This window comes from Microbacterium sp. OVT16B, from assembly GCF_019969705.1.
Lineage (GTDB): Bacteria > Actinomycetota > Actinomycetes > Actinomycetales > Microbacteriaceae > Microbacterium > Microbacterium natoriense.
In genome coordinates, this window is sequence record NZ_JAHXZA010000001.1 from 3147785 (window position 1) to 3171019 (window position 23235).

The window sequence follows — 23235 nt, forward strand, 5'->3', positions numbered from 1 at the left end:
GCGATCATACTGATCGACACCACACAGGCGGGGAGGCGATCCGCGCCCACGTAGAATGGGCGGGTTCATCATTTCCCAGATCAGGAGGAATCCTCCGTGCTTCGCACTCACTCCGCAGGCTCCCTGCGAGCCGAGAACATCGGTCAGACCGTCACCCTCACGGGCTGGGTCGATCGTCGTCGTGATCACGGAGGAGTCGCGTTCATCGATCTTCGGGATGCTTCGGGCATCGCCCAGGTCGTCATCCGCGACGAAGAGGTGGCCCACCCGCTGCGCAACGAGTTCGTTCTCAAGGTCACCGGAGAGGTGTCGCGTCGCCCGGACGGCAACGAGAACCCGAACCTGCCGACCGGCGAAATCGAGCTCATCGCGAGCGACGTCGTCGTGCTGAACGAGTCGGCCCCGCTGCCGTTCCAGGTCTCCACAGCTCTCGCCGAGACCGAGAACGTGGGCGAGGAGGCTCGCCTCAAGTACCGCTACCTCGACCTGCGGCGTCCTGCGGCGGCATCCGCTCTCCGTCTGCGCTCGAACGTCTACAAGGCGATCCGCGACGTGCTGCACGCCGAGGACTTCACCGAGGTGGAGACGCCGACGCTCACGCGTTCCACCCCCGAGGGCGCCCGCGACTTCGTCGTGCCCGCGCGCCTGCACCCGGGCAGCTGGTACGCGCTGCCCCAGTCGCCGCAGCTGTTCAAGCAGCTGCTCATGGTCGGCGGCGTGGAGAAGTACTTCCAGATCGCGCGCTGCTACCGCGACGAGGACTTCCGCGCCGACCGTCAGCCGGAGTTCACGCAGCTCGACATCGAGATGAGCTTCGTCGACCAGGAAGACGTCATCGCCCTCATGGAGTCGATCGTCGTCGCCATGTGGAAGACGATCGGCGTCGAGGTGCAAACCCCGCTGCCGCGCATCACGTACGCCGACGCCATGGCGAAGTACGGCTCTGACAAGCCTGACCTGCGCTTCGGCCTGGAGCTCGTCGAGGCCACCGAGTACTTCGCTGAGACGCCGTTCCGCGTGTTCCAGGCGGAGTACGTCGGCGCCGTTCGCATGCCCGGCGGAGCCTCACAGCCCCGCAAGCAGCTCGACGCCTGGCAGGACTGGGCCAAGCAGCGCGGCGCCCGCGGCCTCGCCTACGTGCTCTTCAACGAGGACGGTTCGCTCGGCGGCCCCGCCGCCAAGAACCTGTCCGAGGCCGAGCAGGCAGGGCTCGCGGCGCTCGTCGGCGCCGAGTCCGGCGACTGCGTGTTCTTCGCCGCGGGTTCGGCGAAGGAGAGCCGCGCGCTCCTCGGCGCCGCGCGCGTCGAGATCGGCCGCCGCCTCGGCTACCTGAACCCGGACGAGTTCGCGTTCACCTGGGTCGTCGACGCTCCGATGTTCGAGTCCGCAGCGGATGCCGTCGCCTCGGGTGACGTCGCCGTGGGCGCAGGGGCATGGACCGCTGTGCACCACGCCTTCACGGGCCCGAAGCCCGAGTTCGAGGACACCTTCGACACCGACCCCGGCTCGGCTCTCGCCTACGCGTACGACATCGTGTGCAACGGCTCCGAGCTCGGCGGCGGATCGATCCGCATCCACCGCGAAGACGTGCAGAAGCGCGTGTTCGAGGTCATGGGCATCAGCGATGAGGTCGCACAGGAGCAGTTCGGCTTCCTGCTCGACGCGTTCAAGTTCGGCGCACCGCCGCACGGCGGCATCGCGCTGGGCATGGACCGCGTGCTGCAGCACCTGTCGAAGAGCGAGTCGATCCGCGACGTGATCGCCTTCCCGAAGTCGGGCGGCGGCTTCGACCCGCTCACCTCGGCTCCGGCGCCCATCAGCCCCGAGCAGCGCGCCGAGGCCGGCGTCGACTTCGTCCCGGAGGACGACGAGGCCTGACCCTCGCACGGCGCCCGACCACCCGCTCGTTGAGCGAGCGAAACCACCCGGTCGTTGAGCGAGCGAAGCGAGACGAAACGCCTCATGTTCCCCGGAGCATGGGGCGTTTCGTCTCGTCGCTTCGCTCCTCGCTCAACGACCGGTGACAGGGAGCCGCTCACCGACCGGGCAGGCCGAGCGCCGGGGCGATGTTCTCGTTCCAGACGTCGACGCCGAGCTTCGCGATGAGGCCGATGACCACGATGAGGAAGACGACGCGGATGAACGTCGTGCCGCGGGAGATGGCCATGCGCGACCCGAGGTAGCTCCCCGCCACGTTCGCGACGGCGAGGATGCCGCCCAGCAGCCACAGCACCGAGCCGTGCGGGATGAACAGCAGCAGCGCCCCGGCGTTGGTCGCGAAGTTCACGATCTTCGCCTTCGCGCTCGCCTGCAGGAAGTCGTATCCCAGGAGAGCGACCAGGGTGATCACGAGGAACGTGCCGGTACCGGGGCCGATCATGCCGTCGTAGAAGCCGATTCCGAGGCCGGCCGCCCCCGCCGCGATGTGATGCCGGTGGCCGCTGAAGCGCAGCTGCGTCGCGGCCCCCATCTGCGGGCGGAAGGCCGTGAACAGCGCCACGGCCAAGAGCGCGACGACGATGATCGGCTTGAACGCGGCGGACGGGAGCACCGTCGCGACCGCCGCCCCGCCGAACGACCCGATGAGCGCGATCACCGCCATCGGCACCGCCGTGCGGATGTCGGGCTTGGCCCTGCGGTAGTAGGTGATGCTGCTCGTCGCCGTGCCGAAGACAGAGGCGAGCTTGTTCGTCGCGAGGGCCTGCACCGGAGCCATCCCGGGGATCAGGAGCAGGGCGGGCAGCTGCAGCAGACCGCCGCCACCCACGACGGCGTCGATCCAGCCGGCGGCGAACGCGGCGATCACGACGAGGATCAGCATGCCCCAGGTGAGCTGCTCCAGCCCGAGCACAGCGCCGATGTCCATCCGCCCAGGATGTCAGACTGGGAGCATGCTCGACGCCCTGCCGCTGCCGCACGTCTTCGAATCCCGAGCCGGACGGGCCACGCTGAGGCGCGCGACGGCTGACGATGCGGATGCTCTCATCACTCTGCTCTCCGACGACCCGATCAGCGCGGCGCGGGGCGACGTGGCCTCGGCCGAGGACCGTCCCGCGTACGAGACCGCCCTCGCAGAGATCCTCGCCGAGGCGTCGAACGACCTGGTGGTCGTCGAGCTCGACGGCCGCGTCGTCGGCACGATGCAGCTGACGTCCATCCCCGGCATGGCCCGCCGCGGCGCACGGCGGCTCCTCGTCGAAGCCGTCCGAGTCCGGAGCGATCTGCGCTCATCGGGGATCGGGTCGGCGATGATGCGCTGGGTGGCGGATGCCGCGGCCCCCGCGCTGGACGCGGCGATGGTCCAGCTCACCTCGGATGCCGCCCGCGTCGACGCGCACCGCTTCTACGAGCGGCTGGGCTACACGGGCTCGCACGTGGGCTTCAAGCTCCGCATCCCTCAGGACTGACCCCGGCGCCTCTTCCCGGCGCCTCTTCCCGGCGCCTCTCCGCGGCGCCTCTCCCCGGGGCGTCAGCCGGCACGCAGCATCCGTCAGCCACCACCCGGTCATCTGTCGTTCACCCGACCCGCGACGATCGGCAACCTCCACCCCGTAGCGTCCACTCGCAACCCGACCCGGCGTACCCGCGCCGGACACCGAGAGGACCCTCATGGCACACTTCCCCCGCCGCGCCCGCTTCGGCGCCGGCATCGCCCTCGCCGCCACGGCCGCGCTCGTCCTGGCCGGATGCGCATCCGGCGGCGACGCTCCCGCCGCTGACGGCGACAAGGTCGACGCGGCATCCGCGACCTCCGTCTCCGACTTCGGCACGTTCGCCGACCTCGAGGCCGCAGCCAAGGCCGAGGGCGCGCTCAACGTCATCGCCCTCCCCCGCGACTGGGCGAACTACGGCGAGATCCTCGATCTCTTCGCGAAGAAGTACCCGGAGATCACCATCAACGAGGCCTCCCCCGACGTGTCCAGCGCCGAGGAGATCCAGGCCGCCGAGACGAACAAGGGCCTCGACACCGCACCCGACGTGTTCGACCTCGGCATCGCGGTCGCCCTGCAGAACACGAAGAGCTTCGCCCCCTACAAGGTGCAGACGTGGGACGAGATCCCCGACAACCTCAAGGAGTCCACGGGTCTCTTCGTCGGCGACTACGGCGGGTACATGTCGATCGGCTACGACTCGTCGAAGTACGACGCCCCGAAGACCCTCGACGACCTGCTCGGCGCCGACTACAAGGGCGCCGTGGCGCTGAACGGCGACCCGACGCAGGCCGGAGCGGCCTTCGCGGCGGTCGGCCTCGCCACCGTGCAGTCCGACGGCACCCTCGACGACTTCGAGCCCGGCATCGACTTCTTCTCGAAGCTGCAGAAGGCCGGCAACCTGCTCAAGGTCGACGTGACCACCTCGACCGTCGCGAGCGGTGAGACGCCCGTCGTCTTCGACTGGGACTACCTGAACACGTCGCACCAGAAGGACAACGAGAACTGGAAGGTCGTCGTCCTCCCGGGCACCGGCTACTCCAGCTACTACAACCAGGCGATCAACGTTGACGCCCCGCACCCGGCGGCCGCGCGCCTGTGGCAGGAGTTCCTGTACAGCGACGACGTGCAGAACCTGTGGCTCAAGGGCGGCGCACGCCCGGCGCGCGTCGACGCGATGACCGAGGCCGGAACGATCGACAAGGACCTCCTCGCGAAGCTCCCCGAGGCTCCGGAGAAGACGGTCGTCCCGACCGAGAAGCAGTCCGCCGACGCCGGAAAGCTCCTCGGCGAGAAGTGGGCAGCGGCGGTCCAGTGACCTCGACTGCGCTGACGGGGGCGGATGCCGCGGCATCCGCCCCCACCCCGACCGCCGGACCCTCGCGGGTCCGGCGGTTCGCCCCTTCCCTCTCCTGGCTGGGACTCGTCCCCTTCGCCGTCTACGTGGTCCTGTTCCTCGCCGTCCCGACGGTGCTCTCCATCGGCTCGGGCTTCTTCACGAAGGACGGCAGCTTCACCTGGACGAACCTGACCGCCCTCGTCGACCCGGTCGTGCTCACGACCTTCGCCAACTCCGCCTGGCTGTCGCTGCTGACCGCCGCCGTCGGAGCGGTCGTCGGCGCTCTCGTCTGCTATGCGCTCCTCGGCATGAACCCCGAGGGCATCGTCCGTCAGACGGTGGATGCCGCGGCCGGCGTGCTCGCCCAGTTCGGCGGCGTCATGCTCGCCTTCGCCTTCATCGCGACGATCGGCATCCAGGGCGTCATGACGCTCCTCCTCAAGGACACGTTCGGTCTCAACATCTACGAGAACGGCACGTGGCTGTACGAGCTGCCCGGGCTGATCCTGCCCTACATCTACTTCCAGGTCCCGCTCATGGTCATCACCTTCATGCCCGCCCTCGCCGCTCTCAAGCCGCAGTGGGCCGAGGCCAACCTCACGCTCGGCGGCACCAGGACGAGCTTCTGGCTGCGCATCGGCATCCCGGTGCTCGCGCCCTCGTTCCTCGCCAGCCTGCTGCTGCTGTTCGCCAACGCGTTCTCGTCGTACGCGACCGCGGCGGCCCTCGCCAGCCAGGGGTCGCAGATCGTTCCCCTGCAGATCCGCACGGCGCTGACCAGCGAGACCGTGCTCGGCCGCGAGAACCTCGCAGGGGCCCTCGCTCTCGGCATGATCGTCATCGTCGGCATCGTGATGGCGCTGTACTCGTCCATCCAGCGTCGGGCTGCGAGGTGGCAGGCATGAACCGCCTCGGCCCCTCGCCACTGACCCGCTGGATCATCGGCATCCTCGTCGGTGCGTTCTTCGCGATCCCTTTGGTCTCCACGCTGCTGTACACGCTGCGCGATCCGAAGGGCGGCCTCTCGTTCGCGCGCTGGATCGCCCTGTTCGACCCGGTGAAGTCCGCCGCGATCAAGCCGATCTGGATCGGTCTCGGCAATTCGCTGGTGCTCGCCCTCGTCACGGTCGTGATCGTGCTGCTGATCCTCGCACCGACCATGATCCTCGTGAATCTTCGTTTCACGAGGCTCAAGCCGGTGTTCGAGTTCGTCGCCCTGTTGCCGATCTCGATCCCCGCGATCGTACTCGTCGTCGGCCTCGCCCCGATCTACCTGCAGATCGGGCGGGCACTCGGCACCGGGACCTGGACACTCGCGTTCGCATACGGCATCACGGTTCTGCCCTTCGCCTACCGCTCGATCCAGGCATCCATCGACGCGGCCGATCTGCGCACCCTCTCGGAGGCCGCGCGCTCGCTCGGTGCCAGCTGGCCGACCGTCGTCCTCCGGGTGCTCGCACCCAACCTGCGCCAGGGGCTGCTCGCCGCTTCCCTCATCTCGATCGCCGTGGTCCTCGGCGAGTTCACGATCGCATCGCTGCTGAACCGGCCCGTGTTCCAGACCGCCATGGTCGTGGTCGGAAAGCAGGACCCGTATGCCCCGGCGATCTTCACGCTGCTGGCGCTGCTGCTCGTCTTCGCCCTGCTCCTCCTCATCGGCCGCCTCGCCCGCGGCACCCGAAAGGCCCGCTCATGACTCTTCCCCGGACTGCCGACAATATCCTCCTCGCCGAGGCGGGAGAGGGCACCCGCGTGCAGCTGCAGGGCATCGTGAAGAGCTATGCCGGCACCACCGTGCTGCACGGCGTCGACCTCGACATCGCTCCGGGCGAGTTCGTCTCGCTGCTGGGCCCGTCGGGCTGCGGCAAGACCACGCTCCTGCGGGTGCTCGCCGGCCTCGAGGGCGCCGACCAGGGCGCCGTGCTCCTCGGCGGAGGGGACGTCTCCCGCGTACCGACGAACAAGCGCGACATCGGAATGGTGTTCCAGTCGTACTCGCTGTTCCCGCATCTGAGGGTGGTCGACAACACCGCCTTCGGGCTGCGTCGTCGTGGGGCAGGCAAGGCGGATGCCGCGGCGCGGGCCCTCGACGCCCTCGCTCTCGTCGGCCTCGCAGACTTCGCCGACCGTTTCCCGCATCAGCTCTCCGGCGGCCAGCAGCAGCGCGTGGCACTCGCCAGGGCTCTCGTCACCGAGCCGAAGGTGCTCCTGCTCGACGAGCCGCTCTCCGCGCTCGACGCGAAGGTCAGGGTGCAGCTGCGCGACGAGATCCGCCGCATCCAGCTGCGGCTCGGCATCACGACGGTGTTCGTCACCCACGACCAGGAGGAGGCCCTCGCGGTGTCCGATCGGATCGCGGTGATGAACTCCGGCCGCATCGAGCAGATCGGCTCTCCCGAGCAGCTGTACACGACGCCGTCCACGGCAGGGGTGGCCGCATTCGTCGGGCTCTCCAGCGTCGTCTCCGGAGTGGCCGAGGGCGATCACGTCACGGTGTGGGGGCAGCGGCTTCCGCTCCAGAACCCCGCGGACGGCCCCGTCGACGTGTACCTGCGCCCGGAGAACGTGTACTTCGCATCGGAGGCGGATGCCGCCACCGACGCCCTCGTCGAGGAGAGCACCTTCCTCGGCAGCATGCGGCGCACCCTGGTGCGCACGGAGTCGGGTGAGCTGGTGCGTCTGCAGCACTCCCCCGGCATCCACCCCGCCTTCGGGGACCGCGTGCGCATCGCCGTGTCCCCCGAACCCGTCGCGGTGCATCCGCGCGGCTGAACACCGCCGCGACGATTCGTGACGACGCCCTTCCCCCCGCTGCATCCCGGGGCTAGCGTGTTCCCGGGAGGGGCGTCGTTCCCTCGATCCGAAGAGAAAGGACGCCTCATGGCAGGCAAGTGGGAGCTGTACACCGACAAGTCCGGCGAGTACCGGTTCCGTCTGAAGGCGGGCAACGGCGAGGTCATCGCGCTGTCCAGCGAGGGCTACTCCTCGAAGTCGGGAGCCCTCAACGGCATCGACTCGATCCGCCGGAACGCCGACTCCGAGATCGTCGAGACCGACTGACCGTCGGTCCTCAGATTCGCGAGGAGACCCCCTGCCTCGGCCGAGGCAGGGGGTCTCCTCGTCGGTCGGACTCTCGCCCTCAGATCTCGATCTGCGCCGAGACGGCGGCCAGCTTGTGCCTGGCCAGGGCGAGGTTGGCCTTCGACCGGTCGAGAACCAGGTAGATGAACAGGCCTTCGGCGCCCGCGCCGTTCAGCACGTTGATCAGGTGATACTGCTCGTCGAGCGTGATGAGGATGTCGTCGATCTGCCCGGCGAGCCCCAGCTCCTTCATCGTCTGCAGCTTCGCGCGGACGACGTTCGAGTTGCCGGCGGCCGCGACGCCCAGATCGAATCCGGGGTGCCCTCCCTGTCCGAGTGCCATGCCGGACGCGGAGTCGACGATGGCCGCTCCGGTCGCGCCGTCGATCGACAGGAGGTCCTGAACGGACTGTTCGAGATGTGCCATTGCTGCTCTTTCTTGTTCGCTGCCGGTGTGGCTGATGGATGCTGCGCGCAGGGTTCGATCCCGCATCGCAGAGTTGTCCGGGGTCACGTGAAGGCTCGGGATCGTCTCCGTCGCGGCCGCTCGTGCCCGTTTCGCCGCACCGTCGCTCCGATCGACGTCGAGAGCAGGAAGTCCCGCGTCCGAAGCGCTCAGCGCGACATGATGCGCAGCGCTGACGGTCTCCGATTCGGAGGCCGTCCACGAGAACGTGAGCGAATCCGCAGCAGACGACACGGTCGACGCGAAGAGCTCCTCGATCACCGCGAGCGCATCACCACCCGATGCCGCCCCCGCCGCCGGTTCCGCACGCTCTGTGCGCACGTCGATTCCGTGGCGCCGACGCCCGAATAGAGCCATCGCTTCCCCCTTGCCCCACAGCATGGCTGCCCGCGCACGATCCGCATGCGGATCGACGTGAGCAGCCCCCCAGAAGCCGGCACACCCCCGTGAACCGGCATGGGCGAGCGTAACAAGCAGGCGTCGCGAGCTGAGCATCCAGACGTGGAATCCCGCACAAGTGAGGGACCGACGCGAGCAGGATCAGCGCCGCAGAGTCCTCGCCAGTGCCAGGTACTCCGACGCCGTGACGTGCGGGAGATAGGCCCTGGCGAGCGCCAGCCCGATCGCCGGCAGCCGACCGGGATCCGGGTAGGCCATGTACAGGGGCCGGTACTCCGGATTGAACTTGGCCTTGAACTGCAGCAGCGAGCGGAACCCGTACGCCGGCTCCAGCACGCGCCCCAGCCACGACAGCAGCTCCGACATCGTGCCGTCGCCGATCTCCCCGGTCTGCGCCAGCGGAGCCCCGGAGAGGCTCATCACCGCGAGCCCCTCTCCCTGCATCCGCAGCGCGGCGGACGCGAGCAGGAACTCCATCACGCCGGGCATCGCGTCATCCGCACGCCGCATGAAGTCCAGGGTCCACCCCACCCGCTCGCCGCCCTCCCACACCGGCAACCAGCTGGTCACGGCCTGGAGGCCGCCGTCTGCTCCGATGGCGAGCATCAACGCCACGTCCGGGTCCTTCAACTCGTCGAGACCGCCCAGGGTGAAGCCCATCTCGGGCAGCGCCTTCTCCGCGATCCAGTGCTCGCTGAGGGCCTCCAGCTGCGCCGACAGCCCGGCGGGAAGATCATGCCACCTTGTCCACTCGGCGCGCAGCCCGTCGCGCTCCCCACGCCGGTAGGGCTGGCGTACCTTCGCCCAGGAGCGCCCTTCGAGCCCGAAGCCCTCCAGCGGCACCACGGTCTCCTCGCCGACGGGGATCTCCGTCCACCCCAGTGCACGCGTCACCGGAAGCGTCTCGTCGTGCACGCTGTAGAGCACCGGCATCCACCCCTGCCGATCGCAGAAGTCGACGAAACCGCGCACGGTCGCCGCGGCGTCTGCGCCGACCGGATCGGCGACGGCGATCGCGATGCCCGAGATCACCCGATAGGCCATCACCCCGCCGCCATCCGGGGTGAACCAGTGCCGGCTGCCCTCCCAGGTGCCGAGGAACCCGAGCGTGCCGCTGTGCGCGTGCAGGAGCGCACGGTGGCGATCGCTCTCATCGACGGACGCGCCGATCGCCGGCGCACGCAGCAGCCGCACCATCGCGAACGCCGTCACGATCCAGAACAGCACCCCGATCAGGTGCCTCACGAGTGGGGCCACACCGCCGAAGTGCGTGTGCGGGTGCCCGTGCGTGAACCCCGCAGGCAGCAGTCGCCGCAGGGAGTCCAGCAGAGCGAAGCCGATGTCTCCGCCAGACAGCAGCACCACGACGACCCCGACGACCAGGACGGATGCTGCGGAGACAGAGAGAGTGACGGCGAAGCGCCGCACCGCACTGCTCTCTGCCCTCACCGCGAACGGCCGACGGGCCGCGAGCAGGACAGCGGCCATCGCGATCGGGACGAGGAGGGCGACGACGGCGAAGCCGGGGAACGCCCGGTCGATGGCGACGATCTCCGCCGGATGCCGCAGGTCGTCCATGCCCAGGCTCACGCCGATGAGCGCAGCACTCCCGACGTTCACGAAGAGCGCGAGGATCCACCCCGCCCTCCTCCCGGCCCGCAACCCCATGGCCGCGATCAGGCTGAGGAGAACCGGCGCGAGACTCGACAGGAGCGACCAGGTCCCGAAGCCCAGCCCGGCCACGCAGCGATCGGAGAGCTGCGCCGCGCAGCGGGTCAGGATCGCGTCGACGCCGGTGCCGCGGAATCCCGCGATCACAGGAGAGAGCGGCCCGACGCCCACCCCGGTGATCAGGACGATCAGCGGCCCGAGTCCTGTCACGGCGACCGCGGCGGCGACGAGCGCCCGCACCTCGCCGTAGGAGCTGCGGTGCCACAGCGGATGCCGCACCCGACGCGCGAGCACCATTCCGACGAAGACTCCGATCACCGCCGAGAACAGCCGGTACACGCTGTCGACGTCGCCTCCGTACAGCGCGAACATCAGGAGCAGGGAGAATCCCAGCAGTCGGATACGCCGACGCCAGAGCGCAGGGGCGAAGGCGCTGGCCGCCATGATCGCTCCCACGACGCCGATCGCGGGGTCGAGCACCGGCTCGGCCGTTCGCGCCCAGACCGCGCCCTGCGATGCCGCGAGAGCCTGTGTGCCGATACCCGCGAGAGTCCCGAGCACTCCGGTGCCCACGATCAGGAGGACGCTTTTGACGGTCCCCAGCAGCCGCTCCGCATACGCGAGGACCGTGAGGATCAGCAGCAGGGTCAGGATCAGCTCGATCAGCGAGTCCGGCACCAGCAGCGCGGTGAACGGCGTCCACCAGCGCCCGTCGGCGATCGCTGCCGGACTCGCCGCGAGCCAGCGCGGATGAGCCCTCCACAGAGTGCCGCAGACGAGCGATGTCAGTACGAGGGTCGCGGCGAACGACGACGACACCGGATGGGCGCGCAGGTGCCTCAGCGCGCGGGTGATCATGACACCAGCCCCCATCGCGGCGCGAGCACCCGCAGCGCCTCGTCGAGCCCGCCGGAGAGAGCGGGCCCGACGTGACCGGCGCCGGGGATCGAGAAGAACTGGGTCTCGAATCCGGCAGAGCTCGCCGCTTCAGCCCCACGCTGCGCCGCCGGACTGTAAACGTGATCGTCCGCCCCCGCGGTGAACAGCGCGAAACGGTCCGCATAGGCGCCGGGGTGCTGCGCGAGCACGGTCTCGGGCTTGTTCGCATCGAACGCGGCCCGGTCACCGGCGAACGCGTTCTCGAGCACCGGCGTCGGGTTCTCCATCCCTGGGTACTCCTCCCCGGAGATGCTCACGAAGGAGCCCCAGATCTCGGGATGCGCCGCGCCGTAGAGGAAGGAGCACGCGCCGCCGTTGGAGTATCCGCTGATGGTCCAGTTCGCGGGCCCCGGCAGCACGCGCAGGTGGGTGCGGATCCACTCGGGGATGTCGGTGTTGATGTACGTCTCCACGCCTCCGTACGCACGGGAGTCGGCGCACCCGGGGTTCTGGTCGGAGGCCCCGAGCTGATCGGCCACGATCACGATCGGCCCGAGTCCCTGGTGCGCTGCCGCGAAGGCGTCGACGGCGGTCTGGATCGCGGTCGGCGACGGGCTCCCCGGCAGGCCCATCATCTGCACCATCACGGGGAGCGCCGGCGGGTCCTTCACGAGCGCCGCGGGCGGAAGGTAGATGGCGGCGTCACGGGGTTCGAAGCCGGCGGTCGAGGGGATGCGCTGGGCTCCCGACAGCTGTCGGACCTCCCCGTGCGCCGGCATGTCGGCCGGCGGACGCCAGGTCTGAGCGAGCGGCGGGTCGGAGCTGGGCGTCGGGAGCGGTGTGGAGAACGTCCCCGCCGGGGGCAGCGCCGACAGCTCGAGCAGGTCGCCCAGCGTGCGGTCGAGGCCGAATGCGGCGTTGACCCCCAGCACGGTCGACAGCAGCGAGCAGAGGATCGCGAGGACGGCGATCGCCTTCCGCCACAGCCCCGAATCCCACAGGTGCACGATCCCGAGCGCGACCCCGGCGAAACCTCCTGCGGCCCACCAGGGAACCGCGTCCGGCAGTGGAGTGCCGAACACATCGAAGGCGTCGATCGCCCAGCAGGCGACCGCCCCGAGAAGTGCCCCGACCGCGACGGCGACGACCATCCGGCGTGCGCGCCTGATGGACGTCTTCCGCATCGGAAGAGCGACGAGCAGAAGCGCGGTGGCGCTCCACACGATCAGCGGGAGCAGGCCCCCGGAGATGTCGAGACCCAGAAGCCCAGCAAGCATGCCCCCTCGATTCCCGCGACCACGTGTCGTGCTGACCTGATCGTAGGACCGCTCCCCCGCATGACTCCTAGGCGTGCGCTATGCGCCCGCTCGGAGTCTGCTGAGGCTCGTCAGAGGACGCGCGAGAGGAAATCCTTCGTGCGCTGGTGCTGCGGGTTGCCGAGCACTTCGCGCGGATCGCCCTCTTCGACGATGTGCCCGCCATCCATGAAGATGAGCCGAGAGCCGACCTCGCGCGCGAAGCCCATCTCGTGGGTGACGACGAGCATCGTCATCCCCTCGTCAGCCAGAGTGCGCATGACCTGCAGCACCTCGCCCACGAGCTCGGGGTCGAGAGCCGACGTCGGCTCGTCGAACAGCATCATGTCGGGGTTCATGCAGAGCGCTCGCGCGATCGCGACACGCTGCTGCTGACCGCCCGAGAGCTGCGTCGGATACGCGTCGGCCTTGTGCCCCATGCCTACACGGGCGAGCATCTCGTGCGCGACCTTCTCGGCCTCCTCCTTGCCCCGCTTCTTCACGCGCCGCTGGGCGATCGTGAGGTTGCCGAGCACGCTCATGTGCGGGAAGAGGTTGAAGCTCTGGAACACCATGCCGATACGGGTGCGCACCCGGTCGATGTCGATGTCGGGGTCGGTGATGTCGATGCCCTCGATGAGCACCTTGCCGCCCGTGGGCTCCTCGAGCAGGTTCACCGAGCGCAGCAGCGTCGACTTGCCCGAACCGGACGGGCCGATCACGCACACGACCTCGCCGGCGGTGACGGTGAGGTCGATGCCCTTGAGCACCTCGTTCTCACCGAAGGTCTTGACGAGCCCCTGCACGTCGATCGCGGGGGCGTGGACATCGATCAGGTCGGTGATCATCGCTGGTTCGCCATCCGTCGCTCGAGGTACGCGGTGAACCGCGTGAGGGGGATCGTCACGATCAGGTACAGGATCGCCGCCATGACCAGAGGCGTGGCGTTCTGATTCTGCGTCGTCGCATCCTTGGCGAAGTTCGTGAGCTCCTTCGACCAGATGAACGACCCCGCCACGAAGAGCAGCGAGGTGTCCTTCAGCAGGAGGACGAACTCGTTCGTGAGGGGCGGGATGATGATGCGGAACCCCTGCGGCACGACGACCCAGAAGGTCGTCTTGAAAGGCGACATGCCCAGCGATCGGGCTGCCTCCGTCTGCCCCTTGGGAACGGCCTGGAGTCCTGCACGGATCGTCTCCGCCATGTAGGCCGAGGCCACGAGGACCAGACCGATCAGGCCGAGGACCACGGGACCGCCGAGCTTCTGGCCGGAGATCCCGGTCGCGATCGGGAGCACCTGCGAGATGGCGAAGATCGTCATGATCGCGGGGAGACCGCGGAACAGCTCGATCCACGCCGTCGCAATCCACCGGAACGGTCCGATGCTCGACATCTTGAGCAGAGCCAGGAGCACGCCGAGGAGCAGCCCACCCGCGAACGCCACGGCGGTGAACCACAGCGTGTTGACGAGAGCGGTCGTGATGATCCCGGGGAACATCTTCGCCGCGATCTCGGGGTCGAAGAACAGCGGCCCGATCCGACCCCAGTCCGTCGTCACCGCAGCCCAGACGACCAGGATGATCAGGATCGCGTAGACGATGTACCGGTACAGCTTCTGTTTTTGAGTGCGCCTCAACGCCATTGTCAAGGTCCTCCTGTTTTCGCCTGCTCGCCGCTCAGTGTGCGGTGAAGTAGGTGTCGTAGATCGTCTGGTACTCGCCGCTGTCGCGGAGATCCTTCAGCGCGCCGTTGACGGCGTCGAGGAGCTCGGTCTTCTTGCCCTTCTCGAAGGCGAAGCCGTAGGACTCCTTGGTGTTGTAGGTCTCGACGATCTTGTACGCGCTGTCGGCCTTCTCGTGCTCGAGGTTCACCGGCTGGTCCTGAAGGATCGCGTCGATCTGGCCCGCCTGGATCGCCGGCCACAGCTCGCCGTCGGACGGGTACTGCACGAGCTGCGCGCCCTTCGCGTTGTCGGTCGCGTAGGTCTCGCCCGTGGTGCCCTGCTGGACGCCGACGTTCTTGCCGTCGAGGTCCTTGATGCTCTTGATGCCCGAGTCGGTGCGCACGAGCAGCGACTGCAGCGAGTCGTAGTACGGCTCGGAGAAGTCGATGTTCTTCTTGCGCTCGTCGGTGATGGTCATCGCGGACGCACCCACGTCGCACGTGCCGTTGGCGAGAGTGGTGCCCGACTGGAGCGCCTCGAAGCCCACGTCCTGCACGGCGAGCTTGAGGTCGAGCTTCTTCGCGATGGCCCCGAGGAGGTCGATGTCGAAGCCGGTGTACCCGGTGCCGTTGTCGCCGCCCTCGAACTCGAAGGGCGGGTAGGGGATGTCGGAGCAGACGGTGAGCGTGCCCGCGTCGACGAGGCCGTACGGGTCGTCGGTCGAGCCGCCGCCAGAACCCGCACCGGTGGATCCGCCGGCACAGCCGGCGAGAGCGAGGGTGGCGGTCGCCACGAGGGCGAGCCCGGCGAAGATGTTGCGACGCTGCATGTCAGCTCCTGTGAGTCGGGGGCGGATCACGCCCACGTACGGGTAGGAGTTCATCTTGACATGCGGTCAGCGGACCGCACGACGGCTGAGGGCCTCAGCGCATCACATTTGTGTTGCAAGTGCGCGAGGCTCAGACCTCGAAGTCGACGGCGACACGCGACGACACCACCGAGCGGATGTACACGGCGACCTCCTCGTGCGCAGGGTGCACCTGGTACTGCTCGATCGCCTCGACCGAGTCGAAGTCGGCGACGAGCGTCACGTCCCAGTTCACGTCGGTGAACGCGACGTTCGCTCCCGCCGAGATCGAACGCAGCTGCGGCACGACGCCGTCGAGCGCGTTGAGCCGACGGGCGACCTCTGCGGCCTGCTCGGCGCGCACGGCGCCGTCTTCAGCGGCGAGCTTCCAGCTCACGACATGGCGGATCGTCATTTCGACTCCTTCGATGCGTCACGGGTCACTGCCTCTTCGAGCGCGGCGCGCAGCCGGTCGGCCGACAGCCGCCAGTGGGCGTGCAGCTCTCCGTCGATCAGCACGACGGGGATCTTCTCCCACCACAGCTCGTACAGGGCGGGGTCGTCGGCGATGGACGCCTCGACGATCTCGATGCTCTCGGCCGCGGCATCCGGAAGCTCGGCGACCACCGCGTCGATGATCTCGGATGCCACGTCGCAGAGGTGGCAGTCGGGCTTGCCGATCAGGGTCAGCGTCGTCACGCCGACGGGACCTCGACCTCGCGGCCCTCCGCGATCCACTCGGCCGTGCCGCCGTCGACGTTCGTGACGTCGTAGCCGCGGCCCTCGAGCGCCTCCACGACGCGAGCCGAACGCCCGCCGAGCTGGCAGATCACGTCGAACGCCTCAGCGGGAAGCTCCTCGAGACGGTTGCCGATCTCGGACATCGGGATGTTCACGGCCCCGGGGACGTGACCTGCGGCGAACTCATTCGCCTCGCGAACATCGATGAGCGGGGTGTTCGCACGGGCGGCGAGCTCGGCGACGGTGATCGACTTCATGGCATCCTCCTGGCGATGTGGCGAGACGCGGGCAGAGACACAAAGCGCCCGTCCGGAGACAGGCGCTCGGTGTCTGGCCGCTTACTTCTTGTTGCGGCGCTGGTGGCGAGTCTTACGAAGCAGCTTGCGGTGCTTCTTCTTCGCCATGCGCTTGCGGCGCTTCTTGATGACAGAACCCACGGAAACCTCACTAAGTCAGGGGCTGGGCGTCGCACGTGGCGGACACCCGGGTACGGGCACGGAAAAATGCCTCGGAACAGTCTAGCAAACCAGCGGAGTGCTATCCGACGTCGGCGATCGGACGCTGCAGAGCCTCTGCGACGGCCGACTCGGGGACGCGGAAACTGCGCCCGAAGCGGATCGCCGGCAGCTCCCCCGCATGCACCAGCCGATAGACGGTCATCTTCGACACACGCATGAGTTCGGCGACCTCGGCCACCGTCAGGAACTTGACGTCAGGAACTTCGGGCATCCCACGTACCCCTTTCTCGATGTGCACACTCTATGTGTTGCCTGGGACGTGTGTAAACCCATGTGGCCCCTGTGATCAGTGGGACGGTCCCACGGTCGCGAACGCCCGCACGGGGAATGTGCCGAACCCGCGCACCGCCGGCGGAGCCGCCGTGAACCGCGCACCCCGCGCCGGGACCTCGTCGAGGTTCGTCAGATGCTCCACCACGTGGACTCCGGCGGCGAGCAGGATGCTGTGGGCCGGCCGCTCCCCTCCGTTCTCCGTGTCGTCGATGTTGAGCGCGTCGATCCCGACGAGGCGGACCCCCTCGTCGACGAGGAACCGCGCGCCCTCCTCGGTGAGGAACGGAGAGCCCGCGCCGTACTCCGGGGCGCCGAAGAAGCGGCTCCACCCGGTGTCGAGGAGCACGGCGCTTCCGGAGAGCTCCCTGTCGGCGAGGGTGGCCGCGCCGATCCCTCGGCGGTCGGCGGTCCAGGCGTCGCGCAGGTGGAAGACCTCGGCGCGGAGCCCGACGAGCCCGCTCAGCTCCAGCGAGGCGAGGTCTCCGCCGTCGGCGTAGCGGTGGTACGGGGAGTCGAGGTACGTGCCGGTGTTGCCGATCATCGTGATGATGTCCATGGCGAACTCCGTGCCCGGCGCGTACTTCGCTCTGGAGTCCTCGCGGGTCAGATGCGAGGTGATCGTCGGGGCCGGAAGGCCGGGGTAGGTGATGAGACCAGCCTCGATGGGATGGCTGAGGTCGATCACCCTCGGCCGCTCGACCGGAACGGCATCCACTCCTCTGCTGCCGCGATGAGGCTCCTCGACGATGCGCACCCCGCTGAGCTCGACCTCGCCCACGAGCGCGAGACCCAGGTGCTTCACCAGCAGCGCGGCGATCTCGGCCTCGCGCAGCTCCGGGCCAGGCAGGTCGAGCCGGAAGCCCTCCCCGCTCATCCCCCCGCCGTTGGCGAAGGAGATCGAGAAGTCGAAGTGGGCGCGGTGCTCGACGGGTGCGGTGACCATGAGCACATCATGGCAAAGGCAGGAATCGGGACGGGCCGATCAGCCGACCTTCCTCGCCTTCGCCAGACGCTCCCCCGCCTCGCGCAGCGCCTGCCGTTCGGTCTTGCGGGCCGCTCGCAGCGCCTTCTCCGCCTCCCTGACCGCCTTCTGCGCCTCCCTCAGGCGGCGGTCACCCGCGAGCTCTGCAGGATCGAGGTGGATCCAGTCCTGTGCCTCCCCGTGCGGTTCGCCGCGATCGAGGTCCGCGATGTAGGCGGCGACGCCGTCCAGGAGCCTCTCGACGCCGAACCGGAAAGGGTCGGCCGCCGAGGTGAAGATCCCCTCGTCGATAGCGCGACGGAGCGCAGGGAAGCCCTCGGCGTCTATGACCCGGTCATAGAGCGCCGCTTCGCGCTCTGCGACCTCGTCTGCGGAGAGACCCGTGCCCCGAGCCTGCTCGGTGTACCCCGCCTGCACGATCCCGCACCACCGCGCGTCGCCCGTGACCGCGAGAGCGACGGCGAGCCGCTCCTCCGCTGTCAGCGGCGTCTGCCCGAGGGCCGCGAGACTCGCGTCGAGCCAGGCGGAGCTGTTCGGGGTGATCGGCGATCCGTTGATCGGCAGCGACAGCATCCACGGATGCCGGAGGTAGAGCAGCACCTGGGCCTCGAACAGCGCACGCAGGCGGTCCCGCCAGCCGTCGTGGTCGAGATGCGACTCGGGCGGGAGGCCGGTGGCCTGCTCCTGCATGAGCAGCAGCAGGTCGTCCTTCGCGCTCACGTAGCGGTACAGCGACATCGGCGTGAAGCCGAGCTTCGCTGCCACGGCGGCCATGGAGACCGCGCCGATGCCCTCGGCGTCTGCCAGGTCGACCGCCGCATCGACGATGCGCTCGACGCTCATCTCCCGCTTCGGGCCGCGCTGCGGATTCGCCGCGACGCCCCAGGCGAGGGCGATGCCCCGCGGCAGCTCCGGTGCTTCGTTCTCGGTCATGGAGCCATCCTACTTCTGTTTATTAAATAAACAGTGTGTTATGGTCATACACAGTTGCGTTGGGCATACACAGTTTCCGCCCGGCGTGGAGTCCATCACAGACGGAAGGGAAGACACGATGACAACCGCCATCGACGTGCACGGGCTGCGCATCGCCTTCGGAGACAGGACCGTCGTCGACGGCCTGGACTTCTCGGTAGAGCGCGGCGAGGTGTTCGCCCTGCTCGGCCCCAACGGGGCAGGCAAGACCACCACCATCAACATCCTCACCACCCTCATCGCACCGGATGCCGGAACAGCGACGGTCGCCGGCTACGACGTCGGCACGCAGCGCACCGAGGTGCAGCAGCGCATCAGCCTCACCGGGCAGTCGGCCGCAGTCGACGATGCCCTCACGGCGACCGAGAACGTGGCGATGTTCGCGCGCCTCGCCGGTCTCGACCGTGCGGCGGCACGGCTGCGCGCCGAGGAGCTGCTGGCGCGGTTCGACCTCGTCGACGCCGCCGATCGTGTCGTCCGCACCTTCTCCGGCGGGATGCGCAGACGGCTCGATCTCGCCCTCAGCTTCGTCGTCACCCCCGAGGTGCTGTTCCTCGACGAGCCGACCACCGGCCTCGACACCCGCAGTCGACGAGACCTGTGGGACATCATCCGCTCCCTCGCCGCCGCAGGCACCACCGTCTTCCTCACCACGCAGTATCTGGAGGAGGCCGACCAGCTCGCCGATCGCATCGCCGTGCTGCACGACGGTCGGATCGCCGCGCTCGGGACGCCCTCCGCGCTCAAGGCGCGCATCGGCGGAGACACCGTGGAACTTCACGACGAGCGCGGAGAGCTGCTGAACGCGATCCCCACCGACGGCAGCGTCGCCGACCTGCGGCGAGCGCTCGACCGGCTCGCCGACACCGCGGCCGAGGGGGTCGTCACCCTGCGTCGCCCCACCCTCGACGACGTCTTCCTCGCCGTCACCGCCGGAACCACGAACGTGGAGGAGCACGCATGAGCACCGCATCCCTCGCCATCGCGCCCCGCCCTCCCCTGCGCGGCTTCGCCGCCGAGTCGGTCTTCGTCGGCAGGAGCCTGCGTCACTCCCTCCGCGACGGCGAATCGCTGGTCATGGCGATCATGCTGCCCGTGACGCTCATGCTCATGTTCACGTGGGTGTTCGGCGGGGCGATCGATCCGTCCGGCGCCTACGTCGACTACGTCGTGCCCGGCATCATCCTGACCTGCGCGGGCTATGGAGCGGCATCCACCGCCGTCTACGTCGCGAACGACATGCGCAGCGGCATCATCGACAGATTCCGGACCATGCCGCTGAGGGCCAGCGCCGTGCTCACCGGCCATGTGGTCGCCAGTCTGCTCCGCAACCTTCTGGCGACGGCGGTCGTGATCGGCGTCGGGGTCCTCGTCGGCTTCCGGCCCGAGGCCTCGTTCGCGGAGTGGACGGGGGCGGCCGCCCTCATCGCGCTGTACATCCTGGCGATCACATATCTGTTCGCCGCGATCGGACTCGCGGCGGGAAGCCCTGAGGGCGCGAACGGCTACGGGTTCGCCCTGCTGTTCCTGCCCTATCTCTCCAGCGCGTTCGTCCCGGTGGCGAGCATGCCGTCGTGGCTGCAGCCGGTGGCGGCGCATCAGCCGATCACCCCGATAGTGGACTCCCTCCGCGGGTTCCTCACCCACGCTCCCCTGCACGCGGAGCCGCTGTGGGCGATCGGCTGGTGCCTGCTCATCCTCGTCGTGGCCGTGCTGTGGGGGTCCTGGCTGTTCCGTCGAAAGGCCGCGCGGCGGTGAGGGTTCACTCGCGCCCGCCACAGCAAAGGCATAGGAATCGTCCCGGATCCGCACAGTCAGCTCTGGGAGTCTGACACCACGGTCCGAGCCGGGCACTGCTCGGACCGCCGCGGATATGGGGTCCGCACGACGCCCCTGATGACAAGCCCCCTGTCGTCAGGGGCGTCGCCCGTCTCGGGCGGGTCCTCCGATCGGCGGCGCCGTTCGGAGGACGACGGATGCCGTCAGGCGCTGAGCCTCTTGAGGGCGTTCGCGACGACGTGCTTGGCGGAGGCTGCCGCTCGTCCGACGACCTCGGCGGCGTGCGCCGCCCCGTCGGGAAGGGGCTGACCGGGGTAGTCGATGTCCGGCGCGTCGTCGCCGTAGGCGTCGACCAGGAACGGGACCAGCCAGTCGTCGACCGCTCCGAGCGGCTCGACGGCCAGGCTGTAGAACCGGCGCTGGCCGTCTTCACGCACGTTCACGAGCTCCGCGTCCCGCAGCACCTTCAGGTGCTTCGACACGGTGGGCTGGCTGATTCCGAGGTCGGCGACGATCTGGCTCACGCTGATGCCGGATTCTCCCTCGTCGCCGCGGCGCAGAAGGAGCTGGAGGATGTCGCGCCTCGTACCGTCTGCGATCACGTCGAAGATGTCCGTCATGAGTTCAGGCTAGTCGTCCGCGGCACGGAGTACCATGACGAAGGCCTGTCGAGCAGGTCTCTCGACCCGCACGAGGCGGTGAGGGCGAACACGGGAAGGGGAGGCGATGTCGGGCATCGCATCGGGTTCGTCCCCGCGACGTCGTCTCGAAGGCCTGGCAGGCCGCGCACGCCACATCATCACCTCGTCGCCGTCGCGCTTCGCCATCGTCGTGTTCGCACTGCTCATCCTGGTGTTCACGGTGCTGCTGTCGCTGCCGATCGCCTCGGCCAAGGGCGAGGTCACCCCGCTCAGCGACGCGCTGTTCACCGCCGTGTCCACCATCTGCGTGACCGGCCTCGCGACCGTCGACATGGCCTCGCACTGGTCTCCGTTCGGCCATGTGCTCGTCTTCATCGGCGTGAACGTCGGCGCACTCGGCGTGCTGACCCTCGCATCGCTCATGGGCATGCTCATCTCGAAGCGCCTCGGCCTCAGGGCCAAGCTCATGGCCGCGGGAGACACCAATCCGATGCGCGCGCACGGCGGCGTGGTGAACGAGAGCCAGACCGTGCGTCTCGGCGAGGTCGGCCAGCTGCTGATGACCGTCGCGATCTCCGCGCTCGTCATCGAGGGCTCCCTCGCGATCCTGCTCTACCCCGCTCTCGTCATGGCGGAGGTCGATCCGATCGCCGCACTGTGGGAGGCGCCGTACTACGCGGCCATGGCATTCACGAACACCGGTTTCGCGCCGAACGCAGGCGGCGTCGCGGTGTTCGCCGACGACTACCTCGTGCTCACGCTGCTGATGACCGGCGTGTTCCTCGGAAGCATCGGCTTCCCCGTGATCTACACGCTGGCCAAGCACGTGTGGCACGTGAAGAAGTGGTCGCTGCACACCAAGCTCACGCTCGTCACCACGGTGCTGCTGTTCTTCCTCGGCGCGGCCGTCTTCCTCATCCTCGAATACAACAACCCGAAGACATTCGGGTCGATGGATGCCGCCGACACCACCTTCCAGGCCTTCTTCCTTTCTGCCATGACCCGCTCCGGCGGCTTCAACGTGATCGACATGGCCGACCTCAACGGATCCTCGCTGCTCGCGGCATCCATGCTGATGTTCGTCGGCGGCGGCTCGGCATCCACGGCCGGCGGCATCAAGGTGACCACTCTCGCGGTCCTCGCCATCGCGGTGTGGTCGGAGGCGAAGGGACGGCAGTCGGTCGAGGCGTTCGGCCGCCGCATCCCGAGCGACGTGCAGCGCGTCGCGCTCAGCGTCGTCGCCTGGGGCGCCACGATCGTCGCGCTCTCGACGATCATCATCGCGCAGATCACGAAGGACGACATCAGTCACGTCCTGTTCGACGTGATCTCGGCGTTCGCGACCGTCGGCCTGTCGTCCGGCCTCACCGAGACGCTGCCGGACTCGGGCTCCTACGTTCTCGCGGCGACCATCTTCATGGGCCGCGTTGGTACAGTGACTCTCGCCGCGGCAGTCGCCGCGACGTCGCGATCGCAGTATTACTCGCTGCCCGTGGAAAGGCCGATCGTTGGTTGAAGTCCTCCGGGGCGACGCTCCCGTCCTCGTCATCGGCCTCGGCCGGTTCGGCGCCGCGTGCGCCGGTGAGCTCGACCGCCTCGACCGCGAGGTGCTCGCGATCGACGACAACCTCGAGCTCGTGCAGAAGTGGTCCGACCGGGTCACGCACACGGTGCAGGCCGACGCCAAGAACATCGACGCGCTGCGCCAGATCGGCGCCCAGGACTTCCAGGTCGCGGTCGTCGCGGTCGGCTCCTCGATCGAGGCGTCCGTCCTGATCACGGCCAACCTCGTCGACCTCAAGGTGCCGCAGATCTGGGCCAAGGCCGTCTCACAGTCGCACGGCAAGATCCTCGCCCGCGTCGGCGCCAACCACGTCATCTACCCGGAGCGCGAGGCCGGCGAGCGCGTCGCGCACCTGGTGTCCGGGCGCATGCTCGACTTCATCCGCTTCGACGACGACTTCGTGCTGGCCAAGATGTACCCGCCGAAGTTCATCCGCGGCGTCGGCCTGAACGAGTCGGGAGTCCGCACGAAGTACAAGGTCACCGTGGTCGGTGTGAAGAGCCCCGGCAAGCCGTTCCGCTACGCCGAGGCGAACACGATCGTCACGAACCACGACCTCATCATCGTGTCGGGAACCAACGTCGACATCGAACGGTTCGCCGCGCTCGACCGCTGAGCCCCGGCATCCCTCCGGAGCGGGTCTCCGCGCTGCGCGCGCGATGGCCTCGAGCCCCTGGCCCCCGAGATCCGGTCG

General features: G+C 68.6%; 26 protein-coding genes. 11 read left to right on the plus strand and 15 right to left on the minus strand.

The annotated features are described in order from the left end of the window. Positions 1–96 precede the first annotated feature (96 nt). On the plus strand, positions 97–1878 hold the full coding sequence (gene aspS / locus LC438_RS14895; RefSeq protein WP_223587041.1) for an aspartate--tRNA ligase: 1782 nt from the start codon (positions 97–99) through the stop codon (positions 1876–1878). 157 nt (positions 1879–2035) lie between these two features. Here the strand turns inward: aspS and LC438_RS14900 are convergent, their stop codons facing one another. Then, positions 2036–2866: a TSUP family transporter gene (locus LC438_RS14900; protein ID WP_223587042.1), complete on the minus strand. Its 831-nt coding sequence runs from the start codon at positions 2864–2866 to the stop codon at positions 2036–2038. A gap of 25 nt (positions 2867–2891) precedes the next feature. On the opposite strand from LC438_RS14900, the gene LC438_RS14905 reads away from it, so the two are divergent. The 6 genes from LC438_RS14905 to LC438_RS14930 all read left to right on the plus strand — a co-directional run bounded on the left by LC438_RS14905 (position 2892) and on the right by LC438_RS14930 (position 7830). Beyond that, a complete protein-coding gene (locus tag LC438_RS14905) occupies positions 2892–3407 on the plus strand; it encodes a GNAT family N-acetyltransferase (protein ID WP_223587043.1) in 516 nt (171 codons plus the stop codon). 202 nt (positions 3408–3609) lie between these two features. Then, positions 3610–4749 carry an ABC transporter substrate-binding protein gene (locus LC438_RS14910; protein WP_223587044.1) on the plus strand — a complete coding sequence of 380 codons (1140 nt, stop codon included), beginning with the start codon at positions 3610–3612 and terminating at the stop codon, positions 4747–4749. Next, the gene (locus tag LC438_RS14915) at positions 4746–5675 is read left to right on the plus strand and encodes an ABC transporter permease subunit (protein ID WP_223587045.1); all 930 of its coding nucleotides are present in this window, start codon (positions 4746–4748) and stop codon (positions 5673–5675) included. Before LC438_RS14910 ends, LC438_RS14915 begins: the two co-directional genes overlap by 4 nt. Then, positions 5672–6466, plus strand: coding sequence for an ABC transporter permease (locus tag LC438_RS14920; RefSeq protein ID WP_223587046.1), 795 nt, complete (start codon positions 5672–5674; stop codon positions 6464–6466). Before LC438_RS14915 ends, LC438_RS14920 begins: the two co-directional genes overlap by 4 nt. Then, positions 6463–7542 carry an ABC transporter ATP-binding protein gene (locus tag LC438_RS14925; RefSeq protein ID WP_105675968.1) on the plus strand — a complete coding sequence of 360 codons (1080 nt, stop codon included), beginning with the start codon at positions 6463–6465 and terminating at the stop codon, positions 7540–7542. The genes LC438_RS14920 and LC438_RS14925 overlap by 4 nt, the downstream gene beginning before the upstream one ends. Before the next feature lie 108 nt (positions 7543–7650). Beyond that, entirely contained in the window at positions 7651–7830 is a 180-nt protein-coding gene (locus LC438_RS14930) for a DUF1508 domain-containing protein (RefSeq protein ID WP_105675965.1), read from the plus strand. A 79-nt stretch (positions 7831–7909) separates the two neighbouring features. On the opposite strand, the gene LC438_RS14935 is transcribed toward LC438_RS14930, so the two are convergent. From LC438_RS14935 to LC438_RS14995, 13 genes are all read right to left on the minus strand, one after another. Continuing rightward, the gene (locus LC438_RS14935; protein WP_105676081.1) at positions 7910–8278 is read right to left on the minus strand and encodes a hypothetical protein; all 369 of its coding nucleotides are present in this window, start codon (positions 8276–8278) and stop codon (positions 7910–7912) included. A gap of 579 nt (positions 8279–8857) precedes the next feature. Beyond that, complete coding sequence (locus tag LC438_RS14940; protein WP_223587047.1) at positions 8858–11245, minus strand: bifunctional lysylphosphatidylglycerol flippase/synthetase MprF; 2388 nt, start codon at positions 11243–11245, stop codon at positions 8858–8860. Then, a complete protein-coding gene (locus LC438_RS14945; RefSeq protein WP_223587048.1) occupies positions 11242–12543 on the minus strand; it encodes an esterase family protein in 1302 nt (433 codons plus the stop codon). The genes LC438_RS14940 and LC438_RS14945 overlap by 4 nt, the downstream gene beginning before the upstream one ends. Before the next feature lie 110 nt (positions 12544–12653). After that, positions 12654–13409 carry an amino acid ABC transporter ATP-binding protein gene (locus LC438_RS14950; protein WP_105675525.1) on the minus strand — a complete coding sequence of 252 codons (756 nt, stop codon included), beginning with the start codon at positions 13407–13409 and terminating at the stop codon, positions 12654–12656. After that, positions 13406–14203 carry an amino acid ABC transporter permease gene (locus tag LC438_RS14955; RefSeq protein WP_105675523.1) on the minus strand — a complete coding sequence of 266 codons (798 nt, stop codon included), beginning with the start codon at positions 14201–14203 and terminating at the stop codon, positions 13406–13408. Before LC438_RS14955 ends, LC438_RS14950 begins: the two co-directional genes overlap by 4 nt. 34 nt (positions 14204–14237) lie before the next feature. Further along, complete coding sequence (locus LC438_RS14960; RefSeq protein ID WP_105675521.1) at positions 14238–15053, minus strand: basic amino acid ABC transporter substrate-binding protein; 816 nt, start codon at positions 15051–15053, stop codon at positions 14238–14240. A gap of 130 nt (positions 15054–15183) precedes the next feature. Continuing rightward, positions 15184–15486 carry a Dabb family protein gene (locus LC438_RS14965; RefSeq protein WP_223587049.1) on the minus strand — a complete coding sequence of 101 codons (303 nt, stop codon included), beginning with the start codon at positions 15484–15486 and terminating at the stop codon, positions 15184–15186. Continuing rightward, complete coding sequence (locus tag LC438_RS14970) at positions 15483–15770, minus strand: glutaredoxin family protein (protein WP_105675517.1); 288 nt, start codon at positions 15768–15770, stop codon at positions 15483–15485. The genes LC438_RS14965 and LC438_RS14970 overlap by 4 nt, the downstream gene beginning before the upstream one ends. Further along, positions 15767–16069: a rhodanese-like domain-containing protein gene (locus LC438_RS14975; protein ID WP_105675515.1), complete on the minus strand. Its 303-nt coding sequence runs from the start codon at positions 16067–16069 to the stop codon at positions 15767–15769. The genes LC438_RS14970 and LC438_RS14975 overlap by 4 nt, the downstream gene beginning before the upstream one ends. Before the next feature lie 81 nt (positions 16070–16150). After that, positions 16151–16249 (minus strand): 30S ribosomal protein bS22, encoded by a 99-nt coding sequence (locus LC438_RS14980; protein WP_003792170.1) that lies wholly within the window; start codon positions 16247–16249, stop codon positions 16151–16153. Between the two features lie 100 nt (positions 16250–16349). Beyond that, a complete protein-coding gene (locus tag LC438_RS14985) occupies positions 16350–16541 on the minus strand; it encodes a helix-turn-helix domain-containing protein (RefSeq protein ID WP_105675513.1) in 192 nt (63 codons plus the stop codon). Between the two features lie 75 nt (positions 16542–16616). Further along, complete coding sequence (locus tag LC438_RS14990; RefSeq protein WP_105675511.1) at positions 16617–17546, minus strand: cyclase family protein; 930 nt, start codon at positions 17544–17546, stop codon at positions 16617–16619. A gap of 39 nt (positions 17547–17585) precedes the next feature. Then, complete coding sequence (locus tag LC438_RS14995; RefSeq protein ID WP_223587050.1) at positions 17586–18518, minus strand: TetR/AcrR family transcriptional regulator; 933 nt, start codon at positions 18516–18518, stop codon at positions 17586–17588. A 118-nt stretch (positions 18519–18636) separates the two neighbouring features. On the opposite strand from LC438_RS14995, the gene LC438_RS15000 reads away from it, so the two are divergent. Together LC438_RS15000 and LC438_RS15005 are read left to right on the plus strand one after the other, a co-directional pair. After that, positions 18637–19521 (plus strand): ATP-binding cassette domain-containing protein, encoded by an 885-nt coding sequence (locus LC438_RS15000; RefSeq protein ID WP_223587051.1) that lies wholly within the window; start codon positions 18637–18639, stop codon positions 19519–19521. After that, a complete protein-coding gene (locus LC438_RS15005) occupies positions 19518–20315 on the plus strand; it encodes an ABC transporter permease (RefSeq protein WP_223587052.1) in 798 nt (265 codons plus the stop codon). Before LC438_RS15000 ends, LC438_RS15005 begins: the two co-directional genes overlap by 4 nt. A gap of 224 nt (positions 20316–20539) precedes the next feature. Here the strand turns inward: LC438_RS15005 and LC438_RS15010 are convergent, their stop codons facing one another. Continuing rightward, the gene (locus LC438_RS15010) at positions 20540–20956 is read right to left on the minus strand and encodes a helix-turn-helix transcriptional regulator (RefSeq protein ID WP_105675503.1); all 417 of its coding nucleotides are present in this window, start codon (positions 20954–20956) and stop codon (positions 20540–20542) included. A 106-nt stretch (positions 20957–21062) separates the two neighbouring features. Here LC438_RS15010 and LC438_RS15015 point away from each other — a divergent pair, with 106 nt between their 5' ends. After that, positions 21063–22493, plus strand: a complete 1431-nt coding sequence (locus tag LC438_RS15015; protein WP_105675501.1) for a TrkH family potassium uptake protein — start codon at positions 21063–21065, stop codon at positions 22491–22493. Beyond that, complete coding sequence (locus LC438_RS15020; protein WP_105675499.1) at positions 22486–23157, plus strand: TrkA family potassium uptake protein; 672 nt, start codon at positions 22486–22488, stop codon at positions 23155–23157. The genes LC438_RS15015 and LC438_RS15020 overlap by 8 nt, the downstream gene beginning before the upstream one ends. The last annotated feature ends 78 nt before the right edge of the window (positions 23158–23235 follow it).

Bases quoted from the DNA above. Each gene is read 5' to 3' on its own strand.
- LC438_RS14900 (WP_223587042.1), bottom strand. From the start codon at position 2,866: ATGGACATCGGCGCTGTGCTCGGGCTGGAGCAGCTCACCTGGGGCATG.
- LC438_RS14905 (WP_223587043.1), top strand. From the start codon at position 2,892: ATGCTCGACGCCCTGCCGCTGCCGCACGTCTTCGAATCCCGAGCCGGA.
- LC438_RS14910 (WP_223587044.1), top strand. From the start codon at position 3,610: ATGGCACACTTCCCCCGCCGCGCCCGCTTCGGCGCCGGCATCGCCCTC.
- LC438_RS14920 (WP_223587046.1), top strand. From the start codon at position 5,672: ATGAACCGCCTCGGCCCCTCGCCACTGACCCGCTGGATCATCGGCATC.
- LC438_RS14925 (WP_105675968.1), top strand. From the start codon at position 6,463: ATGACTCTTCCCCGGACTGCCGACAATATCCTCCTCGCCGAGGCGGGA.
- LC438_RS14930 (WP_105675965.1), top strand. From the start codon at position 7,651: ATGGCAGGCAAGTGGGAGCTGTACACCGACAAGTCCGGCGAGTACCGG.
- LC438_RS14935 (WP_105676081.1), bottom strand. From the start codon at position 8,278: ATGGCACATCTCGAACAGTCCGTTCAGGACCTCCTGTCGATCGACGGC.
- LC438_RS14940 (WP_223587047.1), bottom strand. From the start codon at position 11,245: ATGATCACCCGCGCGCTGAGGCACCTGCGCGCCCATCCGGTGTCGTCG.
- LC438_RS14945 (WP_223587048.1), bottom strand. From the start codon at position 12,543: ATGCTTGCTGGGCTTCTGGGTCTCGACATCTCCGGGGGCCTGCTCCCG.
- LC438_RS14950 (WP_105675525.1), bottom strand. From the start codon at position 13,409: ATGATCACCGACCTGATCGATGTCCACGCCCCCGCGATCGACGTGCAG.
- LC438_RS14955 (WP_105675523.1), bottom strand. From the start codon at position 14,203: ATGGCGTTGAGGCGCACTCAAAAACAGAAGCTGTACCGGTACATCGTC.
- LC438_RS14960 (WP_105675521.1), bottom strand. From the start codon at position 15,053: ATGCAGCGTCGCAACATCTTCGCCGGGCTCGCCCTCGTGGCGACCGCC.
- LC438_RS14965 (WP_223587049.1), bottom strand. From the start codon at position 15,486: ATGACGATCCGCCATGTCGTGAGCTGGAAGCTCGCCGCTGAAGACGGC.
- LC438_RS14975 (WP_105675515.1), bottom strand. From the start codon at position 16,069: ATGAAGTCGATCACCGTCGCCGAGCTCGCCGCCCGTGCGAACACCCCG.
- LC438_RS14985 (WP_105675513.1), bottom strand. From the start codon at position 16,541: ATGCCCGAAGTTCCTGACGTCAAGTTCCTGACGGTGGCCGAGGTCGCC.
- LC438_RS14990 (WP_105675511.1), bottom strand. From the start codon at position 17,546: ATGGTCACCGCACCCGTCGAGCACCGCGCCCACTTCGACTTCTCGATC.
- LC438_RS14995 (WP_223587050.1), bottom strand. From the start codon at position 18,518: ATGACCGAGAACGAAGCACCGGAGCTGCCGCGGGGCATCGCCCTCGCC.
- LC438_RS15000 (WP_223587051.1), top strand. From the start codon at position 18,637: ATGACAACCGCCATCGACGTGCACGGGCTGCGCATCGCCTTCGGAGAC.
- LC438_RS15005 (WP_223587052.1), top strand. From the start codon at position 19,518: ATGAGCACCGCATCCCTCGCCATCGCGCCCCGCCCTCCCCTGCGCGGC.
- LC438_RS15010 (WP_105675503.1), bottom strand. From the start codon at position 20,956: ATGACGGACATCTTCGACGTGATCGCAGACGGTACGAGGCGCGACATC.
- LC438_RS15015 (WP_105675501.1), top strand. From the start codon at position 21,063: ATGTCGGGCATCGCATCGGGTTCGTCCCCGCGACGTCGTCTCGAAGGC.